Raw genomic sequence first — 17,257 nt, 5'->3', positions numbered from 1 at the left:
CCTTAGGGGCTCGCCAATCGGAGAGTTTTCTTTAAAACTCATTCAATTTTACGGCCATGAGTCTAAAGTGCATCGGTTCAAGTTCATTAACGATGACATTCATGCCTAAACCCTGTAAATTTGCAATTAGCGGTTCCGCACGATGGGGTAAATGAATTTCAAAAATCGTTCCTACTGGTGATTCTTTCACAAAATTTAAGATTTCGCGGCGTGGATGTTCCCCCTTTAAAATTCTTTCTCGAACATCCATGACTGCTCTTTTATCTTTAATTTGAAATGGCATGATTCTCAGGACTCCCTTGGATTTTTATATCCAAAGTCTATCAGTAAACAGCAAAAAACAAATTGATTTATATCAAGTTGGGCTGCCTTCTTTTTGAAACCTTTGTGAACAATGCTGTCCAAACGATATTGCGAGCCATGAATGATGATAGAATGAATACAGCAGGAAAACCATATTTCGGAGTTGAAAATAATGTTTAAAAAAATCTCCCAAATTGCATTGCTGTTATTTTTTCTTCTAGGATTAAACGTATTTTCACAGTCACATATAGAGGCCTCAACACATAAAACATCTGAAAAAACCGAACAGGCATCCTTCTCGCAAAAAACAGAGTCCGAATTAAAATCATATATTGTCCCTGGTACAGTAGGTATCCTCATTGTCATAGGGATCGGAAGTTATTGGTTGCTTTATCGAAGAAAGCATGCCTGACCGTTTTTCAAACAGCGTGAATCCACTGTATTCACGCTGCTTTTTATTAATGAAACGACTTCCAAAAATCTCCGTTCTGATTAATGATTCCGCTTAATTCTTCAAATGGAAAAGTAAAGGTGGGCATACCAGCCGCATATGCGGCAATTTCATACTGGGCATAATAAATATTCAAGCCACCCTCGCTGATAAAAAACGACTGATTTGGTTGAATATCTTTATATTCATTGACATTTAAGTAGGAATAGTTTTTATTATTCTTAATCTGGTCCCTGATAAGTTCACTGATTATTTTTACATAGGCTGCTTCCGGCTTAAATAAGTCTTTCAGCTGATAAAAAGCTCCCGTTTTCAAATTGATATGAGCATATTTTTTAATCGATATCCCATGTGCCGATCCAAATGGATAATCATAACCGTTTATTTCAATAACTAAGAGATTTTTCTTGAAAAAACTCACTTCAAAATCTCCAATATAACTAGAATCGAGCTGCGTATGTGGGGGAATTTCCTTTACACCTGAGAGATCTTTCAGAGTTTGATTTACATGTTCCAATGCCCCACCTTGAATTTGCGGGAAATAAACTAAATAATCCTTATTTGGCTTGTATTTGTGTTCTATTACTGCATAATGCTTTTTTAAGGGAATCACAGTATTCTGCTCCCAAACCAGTTCACCTTTTTTATAAAAATAAAGAAGACGATAATCAACATCCGCCATAATTAAGGTTTTATCTTTTTCCAAAGTCCCTCTGCCCGAAACCTGAGGCATCCGATGCACCCGATTTCCGTTTCGATCAATAAAAAAAGTGGATTGATCATTCGTTACGGAAACAATCCCATCCTTATATTTCGTGATATCAGAATAAATAAAACCGGTTATAAGATGGCCCTCCACATCTGCAACTGCGTATTTCGTTCCAAGATAGGGCTGTTCCGGATTGATCGCCTTTCCAATCTGATATCTTTCTTCCCCTAAATAGAATATTTGATCATGCTCAGGTTTAATAAGAAACTGTCCTTTTCGATTCATGACACCATAATGGTTGGAGTAATCATCAGAAACATTGACAATCGCCCGTCCTTGGCTAAATGCCTCGGCTTCGGAAAATTGTGGCTTAATCACCACATTCCCTTGCTCATCCAAATAACCAAATTTCCCATCCTTGTTCTTTTTAAAGGCAAGCAAACCTTCCCCATAATTTCCGACAAACGCATACATATAGGAGTGAAGCACTTTCCCGGTAAGATCGATCAACGCATAGCTGCCGTTTTTTATTTTTACAATGGCTTTTCCCTCTGAAAAATCACTTGCATCTTCATAGGATGCGGGAATGATCTCTTTTCCCTTTCGATTGAGATAACCATGTAAATATTCTCCCTGCTGATTTTTATCCGCAAATCGTGCGCGACCTTCCTTAAACTCGCTAATTGAGTAGTGAGCCATAGCGGTAATTTCCTTTCCCCTTTCATCGATTACCTTGAAGCCCTGAAGATCATTGGCAATCGCCCGTCCATCTGAATAGGAAGTAATATCATCATATTTTGGCTGGACAATAAAATGACCATCGGTATCAATGATTCCTGCATGATCTGTCAATCGGACAATGGCCAGACCATTTTCCTGAAAATCTTCGGCCTGATCATAGATAGGTGGGAGGAGGAATTTTCCTTTTGAATTGATATACCCCCATTTGCTGCCGCCTATTTCTTTTATCGAGGCAGGAAAAAGTGGAATGGCTCTTGATTCAGTGAAATCGAAAGATCGTTGAGAAGCTTTTTTTTCAGCTTCTTCTAGATACGGATAATAAAATAAATAATCAGGATGTTCCTTAATTTTTTGTTGATAGTACTTTACTACTTTTTGAAAGTAATAGGGCTCAACATCTTTCGCGGAAACAAGCCGATCTTTTTCCCAACGGTAAACCCGTACACGGTAGGCTTCTCCCGTGTCATGAGACCACAGAGCAATTTCTGCCAGTCCGTCCTTGCCGTTTCGCCCCGGCATGTCTTCTATTTCTATTTTACTAAAGGAGAAGTCCCCTTTAAGATCCAGTTCTTTTAAGCCGTTATTTTGCCATTCGTAAATGGACAAGCTGGACCAAATCGACCCAACCTGCCAGCCGACCACCAAATTAAGACGATTACGGCTTGTTATATGGGCAGTTCCCAGATAGCTAACCTGGTACCCTTTCCCCTTGATTAAAGAGATCAGATGCCAGTGACCATGAAAGTTATTTAAGACAAAGAGGTACAGCTCTTGATTTAAGCGGTAAACTCCAATGACTTCCTTAAACTCATCCTGATCTAAATTTATAAATTGCAGATGTGCCTGCTTTGGTTGAGACTCTGCATGCAATAATTCTGCGCCATAAGGGAGAAATGGCAGCATCCAATGTTGACCTCCAGACATCGTAGTCCCCCAGTTTATTTTTTATTTATCAATATATGGAGGGGTTATCTTGATGTGTCTAATCTCTTATTCTAGTAAATTATCTAAATTTAATGCCCGATCGTATTCACTTCCGGAATCAACTGTTTCCATTCCTCATAAGAAATAATGGTATTCCAGTGACCTGTGATTTTTGCCATTCCAACGACCAAAATAAAGAGAACAAGGAAAGTAACAGGAACAAACCATTTGTTTACTTTTTTATTAACAACCGTCATATTTAACGTATCCTTAATTGGACATGCCTCAACACATTGCATACAGGCGGTACAATTTGGAGTCACAACAGCCTTTTTTGTATGAACCTTTATTCTTTGCGGACAAACCTTTGTACACATTTCACAATTGGTACACGTATCCTCATTTCGGCGAACCTTTGTAATTCGTAAAATCGAACCAAGTCCAATCATCGCGCCATACGGACAAAGGAAACGGCACCAAAAGTTTTTAATAAATAACGAAAGGACAAACATAACCAAAATAAATTTCAAAGTGAAGCCGCCGATATTTAAGAAAAACAGCAACATTTTCACATCAGAGACTTTGTTATAGGGATCCTCTAAAAAGCCTTTCGCCACGAATGTCGGCATATCAAAGATGATCATTTTTAAAAAGAATAAGAGCAATAAATATTTAAGAGGAGTTAATAGCCAAACAAGCGGCTGCGGAAGGTCAAAATTCTTTTTAAATAGTTTTTTCCCCAGCATCCCTGTCCATTCACTCACCGTTCCAACCGGGCAAAACCAGCTGCAAAAGGATTTCCGAAAAAGAATTCCCGAACCAACAAAAAAGCTAAATAGTACAAGTCCTGCTGGATGAATTTTGTCAAAATCACCGCTTGTTAGCCATACCTTCAATGCGACGAGGGCACTGATTGGCAGGAACCCTTCCACAGCAGATGGCCGTTCCGTAAATGGCTCTTTTCCCATCGTTGCAAAATGCAGATAAAATTGGTAAAAACAGAGACCTACATAGAGTAAGAATAATAGGAACAAGGCTTGAACAATATGTCTTGTTATTTGAACTGGCTTCCGTTTCAGCTTTTTCATATACCAGGCCTTTGATTTCATCACGATTTCCTCCAAAACTCTCGATACCCTTACTATAGGGAATGGATAAAACAGAGAGTGTGATAAAAATCAATCCAGTTATTGATTTCATAAAGAGTTCACAAAAGCATTCTAAACATTGAAACAAAAATCACTCGGAGGTTTTTTTACTCCTCGTTCATGTTCTCTTTCAAGATGAATTTCAATATTTTAGCACTTAATAATTATCATTGTTTGAACACCTTTTTGACGACTTTTGTCGAAATCCATCTATTTACATAGTATTAATTGCCCATTAAAATGAAAAATGTGCAAAAAAAGGAAAAAAAACAAAAATATGGGGAGAGAATTAAAATGTTTAAAAAACTAAGTGCCTTGGTAGTTACTCTAGTATTAGTGGGCAATGTTAGCTTGTTTTCCACAAAAGCATTTGCAGAAGAGAATGAAGTAACTCAAACTCAAGAAATGATTAGCACGCTCGATAAATACATATCAGCTGATGATAATCAATTTAATGTAAGTAACATTCCAGATAACGTTTATAATGAATTTGGAACTGAGAACGTTAACAATTTGTTAGACGGAGTCAAAGACTTAAATGAATTGGCTAAAGATGGAGAAGTCATCATAACTGATAATGAGACTGTTTATGATACGGACGATACTAGCTTCGATGTCCAAGGTGGAGTTAATAAGATCGTTTGGCGTTGGTATGGAAGACAAAGTTTTATGAGTACATCACGAGCTAATAGCTTCGCATATGATTGTAGACAAGTTTCATACGGTGCTATGGGAGTTGGTGCTGTGGCAGCTTATTTTAGTTTCGGAACAACAGCTCTTTTTGGTGGTTTAACGGGAATATATTTTACTAAATTGGCAGATGATGTTGCAATGCGAAATTCTGGTCATACTCGTGGTATAATCGTAAATATGACATGGTCAGCAGCTTATTGGACAGAACGACAATAGAGGTGGAATAATGAAAACCCCAGCTATATTAGTTTTAATTATCATTTCAATATTAATTTTTAAGGGAGTACAAAATGGGAGCATCCAATTCACTGCTAAAAAGTTTATATTGGGATTAATAATCACTGTCGTAATCATTAATGTGATATTAGTTTTTATTATGTAAAAAAATGAGCTAAAGCACATGATGTCATGTGCTTTTGCTTTTAGGTGGTTAAAATGAAAAAACTTATATTGGTATTATTTATGATAATATTGGTTTGTAGTGGCTGTAGTTCTTCCATAAATGATAAAGAATATTATTTTAAACAAATGAATTTAAAACATCTGTGGGAGTATTCGAAAGGCGAATCGCAGACTATTGCCTTTATCGATACTGGAATATCAAATGAAGTAAAAGAGCTTTATCAAAATAGAATAATTGATACATATAATAGTATTAAATATAATAATAATGTAGTAGATAAGCATGGTCACGGAACGCAGATGATTAGTATTGCAGCTGGAAGTGGTGAAAAAGATATTTGGGGGATTGCACCAAAATCTAAAATTATTGTTATTAAAGCAATTGGTGAAGAAGGTCAAGAAAATCCCGCTAGTATACTAAAAGCTATTGATTATGCGATATCTAAAAAAGTCGATATAATCAATATGAGTTTTGGTTCATTTGTATCTAATTCTGAGATAAAAAATAAAATCAAATTAGCTCTAACAAATAACATTACAGTAGTCGCTTCAACAGGGGACTATGGTAATAAAGACTCTCTTTTTCCAGCAAATATGGAAGGAGTAGTTTCAGTACAAGCTAAAGATGAAAACGGCTCTAAATGGCAGTATTCTAACACATCAAAAAATGATGTTGCTGCATTTCCTGGAGTAGAAATAAATAGTTTAACACTAGATAATAAAAAAGTTAAAATGGACGGGACTTCGGAAGCCACAGCAATTGCAAGTGGGTATATTGCTTTACTTAGGGATTACTATACAGAAAATAATATTAATTTTAATAACAATAAGATTATTAAAGATTTGAAATCATTACAATTAACTCAAAAGAAAAAAGTTAATTATATAAGACTTTTTAAGAAATAATTAGTTCTCATACTCTATTCCTAACTAAGTTGATAAAAATTGTACACTATAGATTAAGAAAAACCGGGCAAAAACCGTAACGGGTTCTGATACCTGTCACAAAATGTGAATATGTAAATGAAATAGGGCAATATGGTGCTAACAATGACCATATTTGTAGTGTAATTTGCTTATGAAAAAACATACTTACAGAGATTTCTGTAACCCTTCAAATTATTTTACATTTTTATATACAAAATATCATACAATTTTAGCTCCGTGCTTTGCCTTGAATGCTTCCCAATGTTGATGTGTATCAAAAAAAATCTTTCTAAGAATATTAATTTCCATAAAACGGAAATACCACAGCCCAAAAGACTGTGGTAGACCCATAATTTCTTTCTTATCTTTAAAAAAAGGCCGGGATATCCCCGACCTTCTGCTATTTTTCAACTTCAAAAATAATATGATTTTGTCTTCTCGCTTCTTCGGTTATCTCAAGGACCACCTTACTCCAATTCTTTAATTCTTCATATCGATCTTGATGATCGTTTTCAATGATATCTGCAATATTGATACATTCGTACACCATATCCTTTTCATACTGCTCCACACTCAGGATTTGGCTTTTCTTCGTGTGGCTGTCCAAAAATTGGATCTTTGAAATGGGTGCTGCATCCTCAAGAACAAAGGTTCCTTGCTCCCCATGGATTTCACATGGAATCTCGGAATGAGATATTTTAGAGCAAAGGATCGTACAAACAAAACCATCATAGGTTAATACCAGCGTACCGCTTCCGTCCACCCCGCTATGTAACACTACCGGATGATAGGCTACTTTTTCAGGTTTTCCGAATAATCCAACCGCTAAATAAAGAGAATATACGCCTAAATCGACAAGTGCCCCGCCGGAAAATTCTGCCGAGAATATATTTGGCACTTCTCCTTGTAAAAACGCATCATATCGGGAGGAATATTGAATATAAGGTAAAACAGTGCTTCTGATTTTTCCTGCTAAATGGAGATTTTCTTTTAAGATTGCAAAATTAGGAGTATGGATATTGCGGATTGCTTCGAATAAAAACACACCATTCTCTTCAGCTGTTCGATACGCCTCTTCTAATTGGGCTGTAGTAGAAAAAATAGGTTTTTCACAAATCACGTGTTTTTTATTTTTTAAAAATAAAAGAGCTTGTTCAAAATGGACGGAATTGGGTGATGCAATATAGACAGCATCAATCGCCATGCTGCCAGCCATTTCATTTAAATCTGTAAAAAAATGAGCGGCATTATATGTATCTGCCAGTACTTTTGCTTTTTCCTCCGTTCTTGAGTAAACGGCGGTTACTTTAAGTTTTCCACTATGTTTTGCCGCTTCAATAAAACTTGCGGTAATCCATCCTGTGCCTATTGTTCCAAGATTAAGCATAAACCTTCTCCTCTCATTTACCTATATATCCATTGATTGTAGCTTTTATTTAGTTACTTTTGCAATTTTAAAATTTATTTCCCTTCTGTTATGCTTATGAATGGACGGGAATAATGGAAAAATATCAGTATTTATGGTATTTATAGTAGTAGAGACAATGAAAGAGGTTGAAAATAATGGATCATAATTCCAATTTTATAAAAGATATCATGATAAAGGATTTAGAATCGGGAAAGCATTCAACGGTCGTAACTCGCTTTCCTCCTGAGCCAAACGGATATTTGCATATTGGTCACGCAAAATCGATTATTATCAACTTTGGCTTAGCGGATGACTTTAACGGAAAGACAAACTTACGATTTGACGACACAAATCCGTTAAAAGAGGATGTTGAATTCGTTAACTCCATTAAAGAAGACGTAAAGTGGCTTGGTTTTGAATGGGATGACTTATTTTTCGCCTCCAATTATTTTGAAGAAATGTACAGCCGTGCCGTTCTTTTAATTAAGAAAGGTTTAGCATATGTTGATGATCTCTCAGCAGAGGAGATTCGCGAATACCGCGGTACTCTGACAGAACCTGGGAAGGATAGTCCTTACCGAAACCGTTCAATTGAAGAAAACCTTGAATTATTTGAGAAGATGCGTGCAGGAGAATTCGGAAATGGTGAGAAGGTCCTTCGTGCAAAAATTGATATGTCATCACCAAACATTAACCTGCGTGACCCTGTAATCTATCGGATTGCCCATGCCACCCACCATAACACAGGTGATAAATGGTGCATTTATCCAATGTATGCTTTTGCCCACCCTCTTGAGGATGCGATTGAAGGCGTTACACACTCCATTTGTACGATTGAATTTGAGGATCAACGCCCACTCTATAACTGGGTTGTGGAGCAATGTGAAATGGAGAGCACACCGCAGCAAATTGAATTTGGTCGTTTAAATATTACCAATACTGTTATGAGTAAACGCAAGCTAAAGCAGCTTGTTGAGGAAGAATATGTCGATGGCTGGGACGACCCGCGGATGCCGACAATTTCTGGGATGAGAAGAAAAGGTTTCACCCCGGAATCCATTCGCAATTTTGTGCGTGAAACAGGAGTTTCCAAAGGTTCGGGTGCGGTAGACTCCCAAATGCTTGAGCACTTTGTCCGTGAAGATTTAAAATTAAAAGCCCCACGGACAATGGGTGTAATTAATCCGTTAAAAGTTGTGATTACGAACTATCCGGAAGGGCAAATTGAATTACTAGATGCCGAAATTAACCCAGAGAATCCTGAAATGGGAATGCGAAAAATTCCATTCTCTCGTGAAATTTATATCGAGCAGGACGATTTTATGGAGGATCCACCGAAAAAATATTTCCGGTTGTTCCCAGGTAATGAGGTTCGCTTAAAGCATGCTTATTTCATCAAATGTGAAGAAGTCATTAAGGATGAGAACGGCAAAGTGGTTGAGCTGCACTGTACTTATGATCCTGAGACGAAGAGCGGTACCGGTTTTACTGGTCGGAAGGTGAAGGGAACGATTCACTGGGTGGAAGCTGCCCATGCCGTCCCAGCAGAGTTCCGTTTATATGAGCCGTTAATTTTGGATGAAACGGAAAAAGATGATAATGGTGAAGAAAAAACATTTTTAGATAAGGTGAATCCAAATTCATTAGAGGTCTTCCAAGGTTTTGTTGAGCCAAATATGAAAGAAAGTATGCCGCACGACAAATTCCAATTTTTTAGACACGGGTATTTCAATGTAGATCCTAAGGATTCCATTGCAGAAAAGTTAGTGTTTAACCGCATTGTTTCGTTGAAGAGTTCGTTTAAGATTTAGGGATTTACGATAGAAGGCAAAACACACGATTTCGCATATGAAATCGTGTGTTTTTTATTGGGTTCCGATGGTTATACAAGAATGGATTTTTCCAATTTAAAATTTCACGTTAAAACTACTAGCTTACTTAAATCCAACAGGTATTAGTAGTGAAAAAGCAACTGTTCTTATTAAACAATCACCCTATTTCTACATAGTAGCTAAAATTTCTTGTATTTTATTTCTTACAAGAGGATAAAAACCATTTTTTGCATCGGTTGTGTTATTCCCCCCGAAAAATCCGGTACCTGGGCAAGTTTTAACAGCATGTCCTTTACTGTTATCTAAAACTCTTTCACCAGTATTCATATCCCACCAATGATGGTATTGGACGCTGTCTATAGAAGGGGTCAATCCAAATTTAATGCAACACAAAGCTGCAACCGTAATGATGGTTTCTCTTTGTTCCGGGGTCATTTGGTCGTTTCCGATATCAAAATTCCCAAGATTTTCAATTGCGACTGCATTTGCTTCAATTGCTGGCGTTACAGATTTATTTAGCAGCCCATACGAACCTTGTGGTGGTGTGTTAAACGGTCTTCCCACTACTACTTTTCCGTCAGGGAATGTCGTCAATTGTTGGCTTATATCTGACCACCCCATCTGTTTTACATGAAGATCCTTCATTTGATACATCAATGAGAAATGATCGGAATTGTTAAAATCCTTATACGATGGCCACCATGTGTGATGTTCCTGGAACCAGGTAATTTTCCTAGTTATTTTTTGATTAAATAACCAATCCCTAAATTGTCCCCTCGTCATTAATATAAACTGTCCATTCATTGTTAATTTTGTGGGAATAACCTTTAATTTTTGCCCCACGAATAAGATATCAGAGGTAAGTCCATTGGCCGATTTTATTAATGCAACTGACGAATTAAACGCTTGAGAGAGTTTCCACAGTGTATCCCCTGCTACAACTTAAACTAAAGCACTCTGTATTGAAATTTTCAAAAATTAAATGGAACAAAATAAAGCATCCAAAAGCCATGAGAACCGTCCCCATGGCCTTTAGAACCGTCCCCATGGCCTTTTTGACTAATTAGCTTCCTTAAGATATTCGCTATTGTTCTTCCCTTTGCCGCGGCTCTTAATTTTATAGGCTACCATTAGAATTCCCAGCCAAGCTGGCGCAAGGTAGAGGGATATGCGGAAATCAGGCAGGAACCACATTAATACGATCAGCATTCCCAGATAAGCCAATGTTACATAATTGGAAATCGGGTAGAGAGGCATTTTAAACTTTAACATCCCCGCTTCACTAGGACCAATGATTCTTCTAAACTTATTATGAGTGATTAAAATCATAATCCAGTTAATAATAATGGCGAGAACGGCAACGGACATGACAATCCCAAATACCTGCCCCGGCAAATATGCGTTTAGAATAACTGCTATACCGACAATACCTGATGAGAATAATACACAATAAGCAGGAACACCTGTTTTTCCGACCTTTTTCAAGAATTTCGGTGCGTTGCCTTGATTTGCAAGTCCGAAAAGCATGCGGGCATTACTGTACAAGCAGCTATTATAAGCAGAGAATGTTGCAGTAAGTACGATAATATTTAGAATGGATGCAGCAGCCGGAATTCCCAACTGGTCAAAAATCATGACGAAAGGACTTCCCTTTAAGCCTACTTTATCCCAAGGGAATAAAGTGACCAATACCAGCATCGAACCAACGTAGAAAATAAGGATTCGGTAAAGTACCTGATTGATGGCTTTCGGAATCGTTTTGTCAGGGTTTTCCGCTTCACCGGCGGTAATACCAATCAGCTCGACACCGCCAAACGCAAAGGTTACGACTACTAAGGACAACATTAATCCCTTAAATCCTTTTGGCAGGAATCCGCCGTGTTCCCATAGATTCGAAAACCCAATCGCTTCGCCGCCATGTCCAAAGCCGAAGAAAACGATCGCAAGACCGAATAGAATCATCATAATAACGGCTAAAACCTTAATAATGGCTCCCCAAAATTCGATTTCCCCAAATGCTTTTACCCCAATCAGGTTTATGCCGGTAATAATCAAGAACATGACAAGTCCGGACACCCACTGCGGAATATTAGGGAACCAATAGTTGACATAAATCCCCACCGCGGTTATTTCAGCCATCGATACAGCCACATAACAGAACCAATAGTTCCAGCCGGAAATAAATCCAGCCATGTCTCCCCAATACTTATAAGCAAACGTACTGAACGCACCCGAAACAGGTATATGTACAGTCATTTCCCCCATGCATCGCATAACAAGGAAAATAAAAAAACCACCGAGTGCGTATGATAACATGACTGCCGGTCCCACAAGCCCGATTGTGGATGCCGAACCATAAAACAAGCCTGTCCCGATTGCTCCTCCAAGAGCAATCAACTGGATATGCCTGTTTTTGAGGCCTCTATTCAATTCTTGGTTTTCCCCCATATTTCCCACTCTCCAATTTGTTTTGCATGGTTTCAAACAAATGATTCATAAAGCAAATTTGGATCTGAAATAAAAGAAAATCAGGTAAGACGGACTGAAAGAGGGTCCTAAAGATAGACTTCCCCAAAGGCGGATTGACAGAGGTGCAGGCTGGCTACCTATTTTTTTCAACCACTTTCATTTTTAAAAGACAAACTTTTCAAAAAATTAACCTTGCTATTTTACAGCGATTGCTTCTATTTCACACAATACCCCCTTAGGAAGCTCCCTTACAGCCACACAGCTGCGCGCAGGTTTTGACACAAAATACTTGGCATAGACTTCGTTAAAAGCTGCGAAATCATTCATATCAGCTAAAAAGCATGTCGTTTTTAAAACGCTTTCAAAATTAACCCCGGCTGCTTCTAAAATCGCACCGACGTTTTTGCAGGATTGTTCTGTTTGTGCACTAATGCCTTCGGGAATTTCCCCATTTTCAGGATTAACCGGGATCTGGCCTGAAGTATAAACCATTCTGTTAACCTCATAGCCTTGTGAGTATGGTCCAATTGCCCCAGGAGCATTGGCTGTTTCAATCTGTTTCATGTTTTTTATCCTCCTCTTAAAAGTATATATCGACATTTTTTTGCAATTTACTTAAAAACAAGGCAGTGGCTTTCCGTTTTGGAAAGCCACTGCCTGCCTTGTACGAAAATACGAGAGACCGGCATCATCCAGCACGAATGATGGATTGCTATTCTATTAGATGGAAACGAGTTCTTCATTTTTTTTAGCAGTTTCTTCAGCTGGTTTTGTGATGGGTTCTAAGCTCGCCTGGAAGTGGCGAAGAATTGGCGGCTCCCAAGTAATTTTATATCCACGCTTGATTTCATGTGCTCTTTCTTTAATGTTAATCAATGCATCTACTACAACATCTAGATGTGCTTGTGTATATACCCTTCTTGGAATAGCCAAGCGGGTAAATTCGAAGTCAGCCTTCAATTGCTCTTTCGTGTCAGGGTCATTTCCGAGCATATATGAGCCGATATCACAGGTACGAATCCCAGCTTCTTTATATAATTCAATCGCTAACACTTGTCCAGGATATTCATTGTAAGGAATGTGAGGGAACATAGCCTGCGCATCAACAAACACTCCATGTCCGCCAACAGGTGCCTGGTACTGGATTCCTGCTTCATCTAAACGGGCTGCGATATACTCGCTTTGGCCAATCCGGTAGGCAAGGTAAGATTCGTCAATACCTTCATACATACCGATTGCAAGTGCTTCCATGTCACGACCGGATAAACCGCCATAAGTATAGAAGCCTTCATAAGAAATACAGTTAGCTTTAATCTTCAGGATTAATGGAGAGTTGCCATCCTTAACCCCAATTAAACCGCCCATGTTAACGATGGTATCTTTCTTGGCAGACATGGTGAACATATCGCCATAGCTGAACATTTGCCGGATAATTTCCTTAATAGAGAGTTCCTTACATTCTTCTTCTCTTTGCTTCACAAAGTATGCATTCTCTGCATAACGGGCAGCATCAATATCAAGAGGAATATTATATTTTTTACAAATCTCGGATACTTCTCTCATATTTTTCATAGAAACCGGCTGGCCGCCTGCTGAGTTGTTGGTGATGGTCATAACCACAAGACCGATATTTTCCGGGCCGTATTCATTGATTAATATTTCTAGCTTTTCAACATCCATATTTCCTTTAAAAGGACTGCGAATGGATGGATCTTTTGCTTCTTCCACGACACAGTCAATGGCCCTTGCACCGGCAAGTTCTACGTGTGCGCGGGTAGTATCAAAGAACATATTGGAGATTGCATATTTTCCTTCCGTTAAAAAGGTCGGGAACAATACCTTCTCGGCCGCACGGCCTTGGTGAACAGGCTGTATGTACTCATAGCCGAAGATATCGATACCTGCATCGCGAAGCTTAAAGAAACTGGAAGCCCCTGCATATGCCTCGTCACCTTTCATAATGCCGGCCCACTGATCAATACTCATAGCATTCGTTCCGCTGTCTGTTAAAAGGTCAATATAAACATCTTCGCCTTTTAATCCAAACAAATTGAATTTTGCATCTTTAATTTTCTCTTCTCTTTCTTCCTGGGATAAAATTTTGATCGGTTCTACAGATTTAATTCTGAATGGTTCTGCAACATATTTAATAGCCATATTCAAATTCCTCCTGAAAGATAAATAGATTTATGTCACTAAATTGCTGAAATTAGCTTTACACTAATTATTAATGCAATTTCTATGCCAATATGAAAATGCTTTAACAGCCCCAATTTTCACAGAATTCTGAAGGAGTGATAAAAAAAAGTGACAATATTATTTGTCACTGATAAAAAAACTTGTCACTTATCTGTATTTGTAATACCCAGGACGTTCATTTTATTTAATATGGTCGTGTTGGATACACCTAAAACCTTCCCGGCTTTTCTCGACGAATTATGTTCTTTTAATACATGTAATAGAACTTGATATTCAACCTGAGCAACGATTTCCTTTAAGCGAGGAAATGGCTGATGGACGGGGACCCTTACGGTAAATTCTTCGCCGCCATGATTTTCAGACTTGGGAACTGATGTTGAAAGATCAGTCCAATCATAAAAATGCTGCGGCGTTATGGCCTGTCCCTCCATCATATTCATCACCCTTTCCAGTACATTTTCCAACTGCCGTACGTTTCCCGGCCACGCCTGCATTTTCAGAAGATGGATACTTTCCGTTGTTAACCAAACTTCTTTTTTTCCCAGCTTCTTTGCAATTTTTCTTAAAAGGTATTCCGCTATCGGTTGAATATCTTCAGCCCGTTCTCGCAAAGGAGGTATGGTTAACGGAATGACATTTAAGCGATAATAGAGATCCTCTCTAAAAAACTCCTTTTTGATCATTTCTTCCAAGTTACGATGCGTAGCAGTGATAATGCGGACATCTACCGGAATTTCCTTCATCCCTCCTACCCTCCGGATGGTTCCCTCTTGAAGCACCCTTAATAAACGTACTTGAACCGACGGGGATATTTCTCCAATCTCATCCAAAAAAATGGTCCCATCGCTGGCTTGTTCAAATATCCCCTTTTTTCCACCCTTTAAGGCACCCGTAAAGGCACCCTCTTCATAACCAAATAATTCACTTTCCAATAATGAATCGGGCAAAGCAGCACAGTTGATTGCAATAAAAGGGGCAATTGCCCGATTTCCTTCCATATGGATGGCTCTTGCAAATAGCTCCTTGCCGGTGCCGCTTTCCCCCCTAAGCATAATGGTTGAATTCCCGCGTGCTACCGTTTTAGCCATCTCAATTAAGTATTTCATTTTTGAACCTTGATAAATAATATCGTCGAAAGTGGTTAAACCATTCTTTAAATCTACCTTTGAAATAATTTCCTCCACATCTTTAAAATCTTTTATGGTTGCCACAGCACCAATCACATTTCCTTTTGAGTCAAGAATGGGGTCGCTGCTAGTCAGAATCCGAATGAACTTTTGATTTCTTCTTATTTTCCTCTCGATCAATCGAAAAGAACGTCCGGTTCGGAGTGTTTCGAGAATCGGCGGATTTTTACCAAATAGCTCGTCGGCACCTCGGCCTAATGCATCGTCACTTGCACATTCAAAAATTTTACAGGCTAGCTTATTTATATGTTTGATTTCCCCGTTTTCGCTTACAGCAACGACCCCCTCACTAATCGCATTAAGAATCGTGTTTAATTGATGTTCACGAGATTCATAGGGCATATAATTTCGAAATGAAATATCATTTACACCCTTTATTTCCCTTAAATCCTGCAGAAATATTGATTTATTTTCCTCAAGAGCCCGCATTTTGATAAACATTCCCTGATCAGGAATGACCTCCATGCTGATTTTATCAATCCCATTTTTCTCACAAACTTCGAATATCTCATATCCTAATCCTGTTCTGTCCTCAAAATCGATATTGATAATGATTTCATCTAGATTCATATGACTCTCCCGTTTACGTTTAATTTGATACTTTAATTATACAAAGAACACCGTAAACGTAAAATAGTCCCCGCCTTCCTAAAGGAGATGCACATGAAGTATTATTTATAGATAGGAAAAAGGCTGACAATAACGATTGTCAGCCTTGCTATTTTGGTTGTTCAACAAGTTTTTCACGGTCAACGGCATGCGGCGGTTCCTCCAGCCAGCCGTTAAGCCGCAGGACCGTCCCCCATTGTCTTTAAGCCGCAAGAACCGTCCCCATGGTCTACATGGTCTACACTTCAAAGATAATTTTGGTTCCTTTACCTGGGTTTGAAAGAATCGATAGGTCGCCGTTAACAGCCCTGGATCGCTCGTCCATGCTGAAAAGACCCACACCACGCTGCGCCGTTTCTACATTAAATCCGCTGCCTTTATCTTCAATCATCACCCTGATGGCCCCATCCATTTCCCTGATGGTAACAGTAGCTTCAGAAACATGGGCATATTTGCGGATATTGGTTAATGCCTCTTGAATAATCCGATAGATCGTTAATTCAATACTGATCGGCAGCCTTTTGTTCAAGCCACATTCAAAAAAGACATCGATATTATAATGGTCCGAATATCGGGAAAGAAATGAACGAATCGCCGGCACCAAACCAAGATCATCCAATACAGATGGGCGAAGCTCCCAGGAGATTTCACGAATCTCCTCAATTAACTGTGTTGCCTCCTGCTGCATTTGCTGAAGCAAAGGGTGGTCATGCTCGTTAAGCAAACGATTAATCGTAATCAAATGACTGTACAGATTTTGACCAATCCCATCATGTAAATTTCTCGATAAGCGCTTCCGTTCTTCCTCTTGGACATCAATAATCGTTGTCATCATTTTTTGCAGTTCCTGCTCAACCCGCTTTCGTTCCGTGATTTCATGGCGGATCGCAACATATTGATATGGCCTGCCCTTTTCATTTAAAAACGGAACAATCGTTGTATCCATCCAGTAATAGGCTCCGTCCTTTGCCTTGTTTTGAAATTCCCCTTTCCAGACCTCACCGGAGCCAATGGTTCTCCACATATTTTTAAAAAATTCCTGTGAATGATATCCGGAGTTAATAATCCGATGGTCCTGACCCAACAATTCTTCCCTCGTGTATTTTGATATTAGACAGAATTGATCATTCACATATGTAATGATTCCGCGAGAATCCGTTATCGCCACAATTGACGATGCATCAAGAGCAAATTTATAATCTAAAAGTTCATTTTTAATCTGCTGAATTTCTCTATCCATTTCTGATCCCCCCGC

At 38.6% G+C, this 17,257-nt stretch carries 15 protein-coding genes; 4 read left to right on the top strand and 11 right to left on the bottom strand.

The features are described 5' to 3' along the window. Positions 1–31: 31 nt before the first annotated feature. The gene (locus J2Y67_RS24305) at positions 32–283 is read right to left on the bottom strand and encodes an amino acid decarboxylase (protein WP_310178161.1); all 252 of its coding nucleotides are present in this window, start codon (positions 281–283) and stop codon (positions 32–34) included. Between the two features lie 192 nt (positions 284–475). Between J2Y67_RS24305 and J2Y67_RS24300 the strand changes: the two genes are divergently transcribed. Continuing rightward, positions 476–715: a hypothetical protein gene (locus J2Y67_RS24300; RefSeq protein WP_310178158.1), complete on the top strand. Its 240-nt coding sequence runs from the start codon at positions 476–478 to the stop codon at positions 713–715. Between the two features lie 46 nt (positions 716–761). Here J2Y67_RS24300 and J2Y67_RS24295 read toward each other — a convergent pair whose 3' ends face one another. After that, positions 762–3,128 (bottom strand): WG repeat-containing protein, encoded by a 2,367-nt coding sequence (locus J2Y67_RS24295; RefSeq protein WP_310178156.1) that lies wholly within the window; start codon positions 3,126–3,128, stop codon positions 762–764. An 89-nt stretch (positions 3,129–3,217) separates the two neighbouring features. Further along, on the bottom strand, positions 3,218–4,237 hold the full coding sequence (locus J2Y67_RS24290; RefSeq protein WP_310178154.1) for a 4Fe-4S binding protein: 1,020 nt from the start codon (positions 4,235–4,237) through the stop codon (positions 3,218–3,220). Between the two features lie 279 nt (positions 4,238–4,516). Between J2Y67_RS24290 and J2Y67_RS24285 the strand changes: the two genes are divergently transcribed. Both J2Y67_RS24285 and J2Y67_RS24280 read left to right on the top strand, forming a co-directional pair. Then, positions 4,517–5,185 (top strand): hypothetical protein, encoded by a 669-nt coding sequence (locus J2Y67_RS24285; RefSeq protein ID WP_310178153.1) that lies wholly within the window; start codon positions 4,517–4,519, stop codon positions 5,183–5,185. A gap of 219 nt (positions 5,186–5,404) precedes the next feature. Further along, a complete protein-coding gene (locus J2Y67_RS24280) occupies positions 5,405–6,277 on the top strand; it encodes a S8 family peptidase (RefSeq protein WP_310178152.1) in 873 nt (290 codons plus the stop codon). 421 nt (positions 6,278–6,698) lie between these two features. Here J2Y67_RS24280 and J2Y67_RS24275 read toward each other — a convergent pair whose 3' ends face one another. Continuing rightward, positions 6,699–7,685: a Gfo/Idh/MocA family protein gene (locus J2Y67_RS24275; RefSeq protein WP_310178150.1), complete on the bottom strand. Its 987-nt coding sequence runs from the start codon at positions 7,683–7,685 to the stop codon at positions 6,699–6,701. Positions 7,686–7,861: 176 nt separating this feature from the next. Here J2Y67_RS24275 and J2Y67_RS24270 point away from each other — a divergent pair, with 176 nt between their 5' ends. Next, positions 7,862–9,517 carry a glutamine--tRNA ligase/YqeY domain fusion protein gene (locus J2Y67_RS24270; protein ID WP_310178148.1) on the top strand — a complete coding sequence of 552 codons (1,656 nt, stop codon included), beginning with the start codon at positions 7,862–7,864 and terminating at the stop codon, positions 9,515–9,517. Positions 9,518–9,706: 189 nt separating this feature from the next. On the opposite strand, the gene J2Y67_RS24265 is transcribed toward J2Y67_RS24270, so the two are convergent. The 7 genes from J2Y67_RS24265 to J2Y67_RS24230 form a co-directional block, all read right to left on the bottom strand. Beyond that, complete coding sequence (locus J2Y67_RS24265) at positions 9,707–10,381, bottom strand: peptidoglycan recognition protein family protein (RefSeq protein ID WP_463675873.1); 675 nt, start codon at positions 10,379–10,381, stop codon at positions 9,707–9,709. Between the two features lie 216 nt (positions 10,382–10,597). Then, the gene (locus tag J2Y67_RS24255; RefSeq protein ID WP_310178146.1) at positions 10,598–11,986 is read right to left on the bottom strand and encodes an amino acid permease; all 1,389 of its coding nucleotides are present in this window, start codon (positions 11,984–11,986) and stop codon (positions 10,598–10,600) included. Between the two features lie 216 nt (positions 11,987–12,202). Beyond that, positions 12,203–12,571, bottom strand: a complete 369-nt coding sequence (locus J2Y67_RS24250; RefSeq protein WP_310178145.1) for a RidA family protein — start codon at positions 12,569–12,571, stop codon at positions 12,203–12,205. Between the two features lie 156 nt (positions 12,572–12,727). Continuing rightward, entirely contained in the window at positions 12,728–14,164 is a 1,437-nt protein-coding gene (locus J2Y67_RS24245; protein WP_310178143.1) for a tryptophanase, read from the bottom strand. 185 nt (positions 14,165–14,349) lie between these two features. Further along, positions 14,350–15,963 (bottom strand): sigma 54-interacting transcriptional regulator, encoded by a 1,614-nt coding sequence (locus J2Y67_RS24240; protein ID WP_310178141.1) that lies wholly within the window; start codon positions 15,961–15,963, stop codon positions 14,350–14,352. Between the two features lie 105 nt (positions 15,964–16,068). Continuing rightward, complete coding sequence (locus J2Y67_RS24235) at positions 16,069–16,215, bottom strand: hypothetical protein (protein WP_310178137.1); 147 nt, start codon at positions 16,213–16,215, stop codon at positions 16,069–16,071. A 25-nt stretch (positions 16,216–16,240) separates the two neighbouring features. Further along, positions 16,241–17,242: a PAS domain-containing sensor histidine kinase gene (locus J2Y67_RS24230; protein ID WP_310178134.1), complete on the bottom strand. Its 1,002-nt coding sequence runs from the start codon at positions 17,240–17,242 to the stop codon at positions 16,241–16,243. Between the last annotated feature and the right edge of the window lie 15 nt (positions 17,243–17,257).

Origin of the sequence: Neobacillus niacini, assembly GCF_031456445.1 — a bacterium.
Lineage (GTDB): Bacteria > Bacillota > Bacilli > Bacillales > Cytobacillaceae > Neobacillus > Neobacillus niacini_I.
The sequence above is the reverse complement of the archived record's forward strand: the minus strand, read 5'-3'. Positions and strand labels throughout refer to the sequence as shown.

Bases quoted from the DNA above. Each gene is read 5' to 3' on its own strand.
- J2Y67_RS24240 (WP_310178141.1), bottom strand. From the start codon at position 15,963: ATGAATCTAGATGAAATCATTATCAATATCGATTTTGAGGACAGAACA.
- J2Y67_RS24300 (WP_310178158.1), top strand. From the start codon at position 476: ATGTTTAAAAAAATCTCCCAAATTGCATTGCTGTTATTTTTTCTTCTA.
- J2Y67_RS24250 (WP_310178145.1), bottom strand. From the start codon at position 12,571: ATGAAACAGATTGAAACAGCCAATGCTCCTGGGGCAATTGGACCATAC.
- J2Y67_RS24275 (WP_310178150.1), bottom strand. From the start codon at position 7,685: ATGCTTAATCTTGGAACAATAGGCACAGGATGGATTACCGCAAGTTTT.
- J2Y67_RS24290 (WP_310178154.1), bottom strand. From the start codon at position 4,237: ATGAAATCAAAGGCCTGGTATATGAAAAAGCTGAAACGGAAGCCAGTT.
- J2Y67_RS24285 (WP_310178153.1), top strand. From the start codon at position 4,517: ATGAAAAATGTGCAAAAAAAGGAAAAAAAACAAAAATATGGGGAGAGA.
- J2Y67_RS24280 (WP_310178152.1), top strand. From the start codon at position 5,405: ATGAAAAAACTTATATTGGTATTATTTATGATAATATTGGTTTGTAGT.
- J2Y67_RS24295 (WP_310178156.1), bottom strand. From the start codon at position 3,128: ATGTCTGGAGGTCAACATTGGATGCTGCCATTTCTCCCTTATGGCGCA.
- J2Y67_RS24270 (WP_310178148.1), top strand. From the start codon at position 7,862: ATGGATCATAATTCCAATTTTATAAAAGATATCATGATAAAGGATTTA.
- J2Y67_RS24245 (WP_310178143.1), bottom strand. From the start codon at position 14,164: ATGGCTATTAAATATGTTGCAGAACCATTCAGAATTAAATCTGTAGAA.
- J2Y67_RS24305 (WP_310178161.1), bottom strand. From the start codon at position 283: ATGCCATTTCAAATTAAAGATAAAAGAGCAGTCATGGATGTTCGAGAA.
- J2Y67_RS24255 (WP_310178146.1), bottom strand. From the start codon at position 11,986: ATGGGGGAAAACCAAGAATTGAATAGAGGCCTCAAAAACAGGCATATC.
- J2Y67_RS24230 (WP_310178134.1), bottom strand. From the start codon at position 17,242: ATGGATAGAGAAATTCAGCAGATTAAAAATGAACTTTTAGATTATAAA.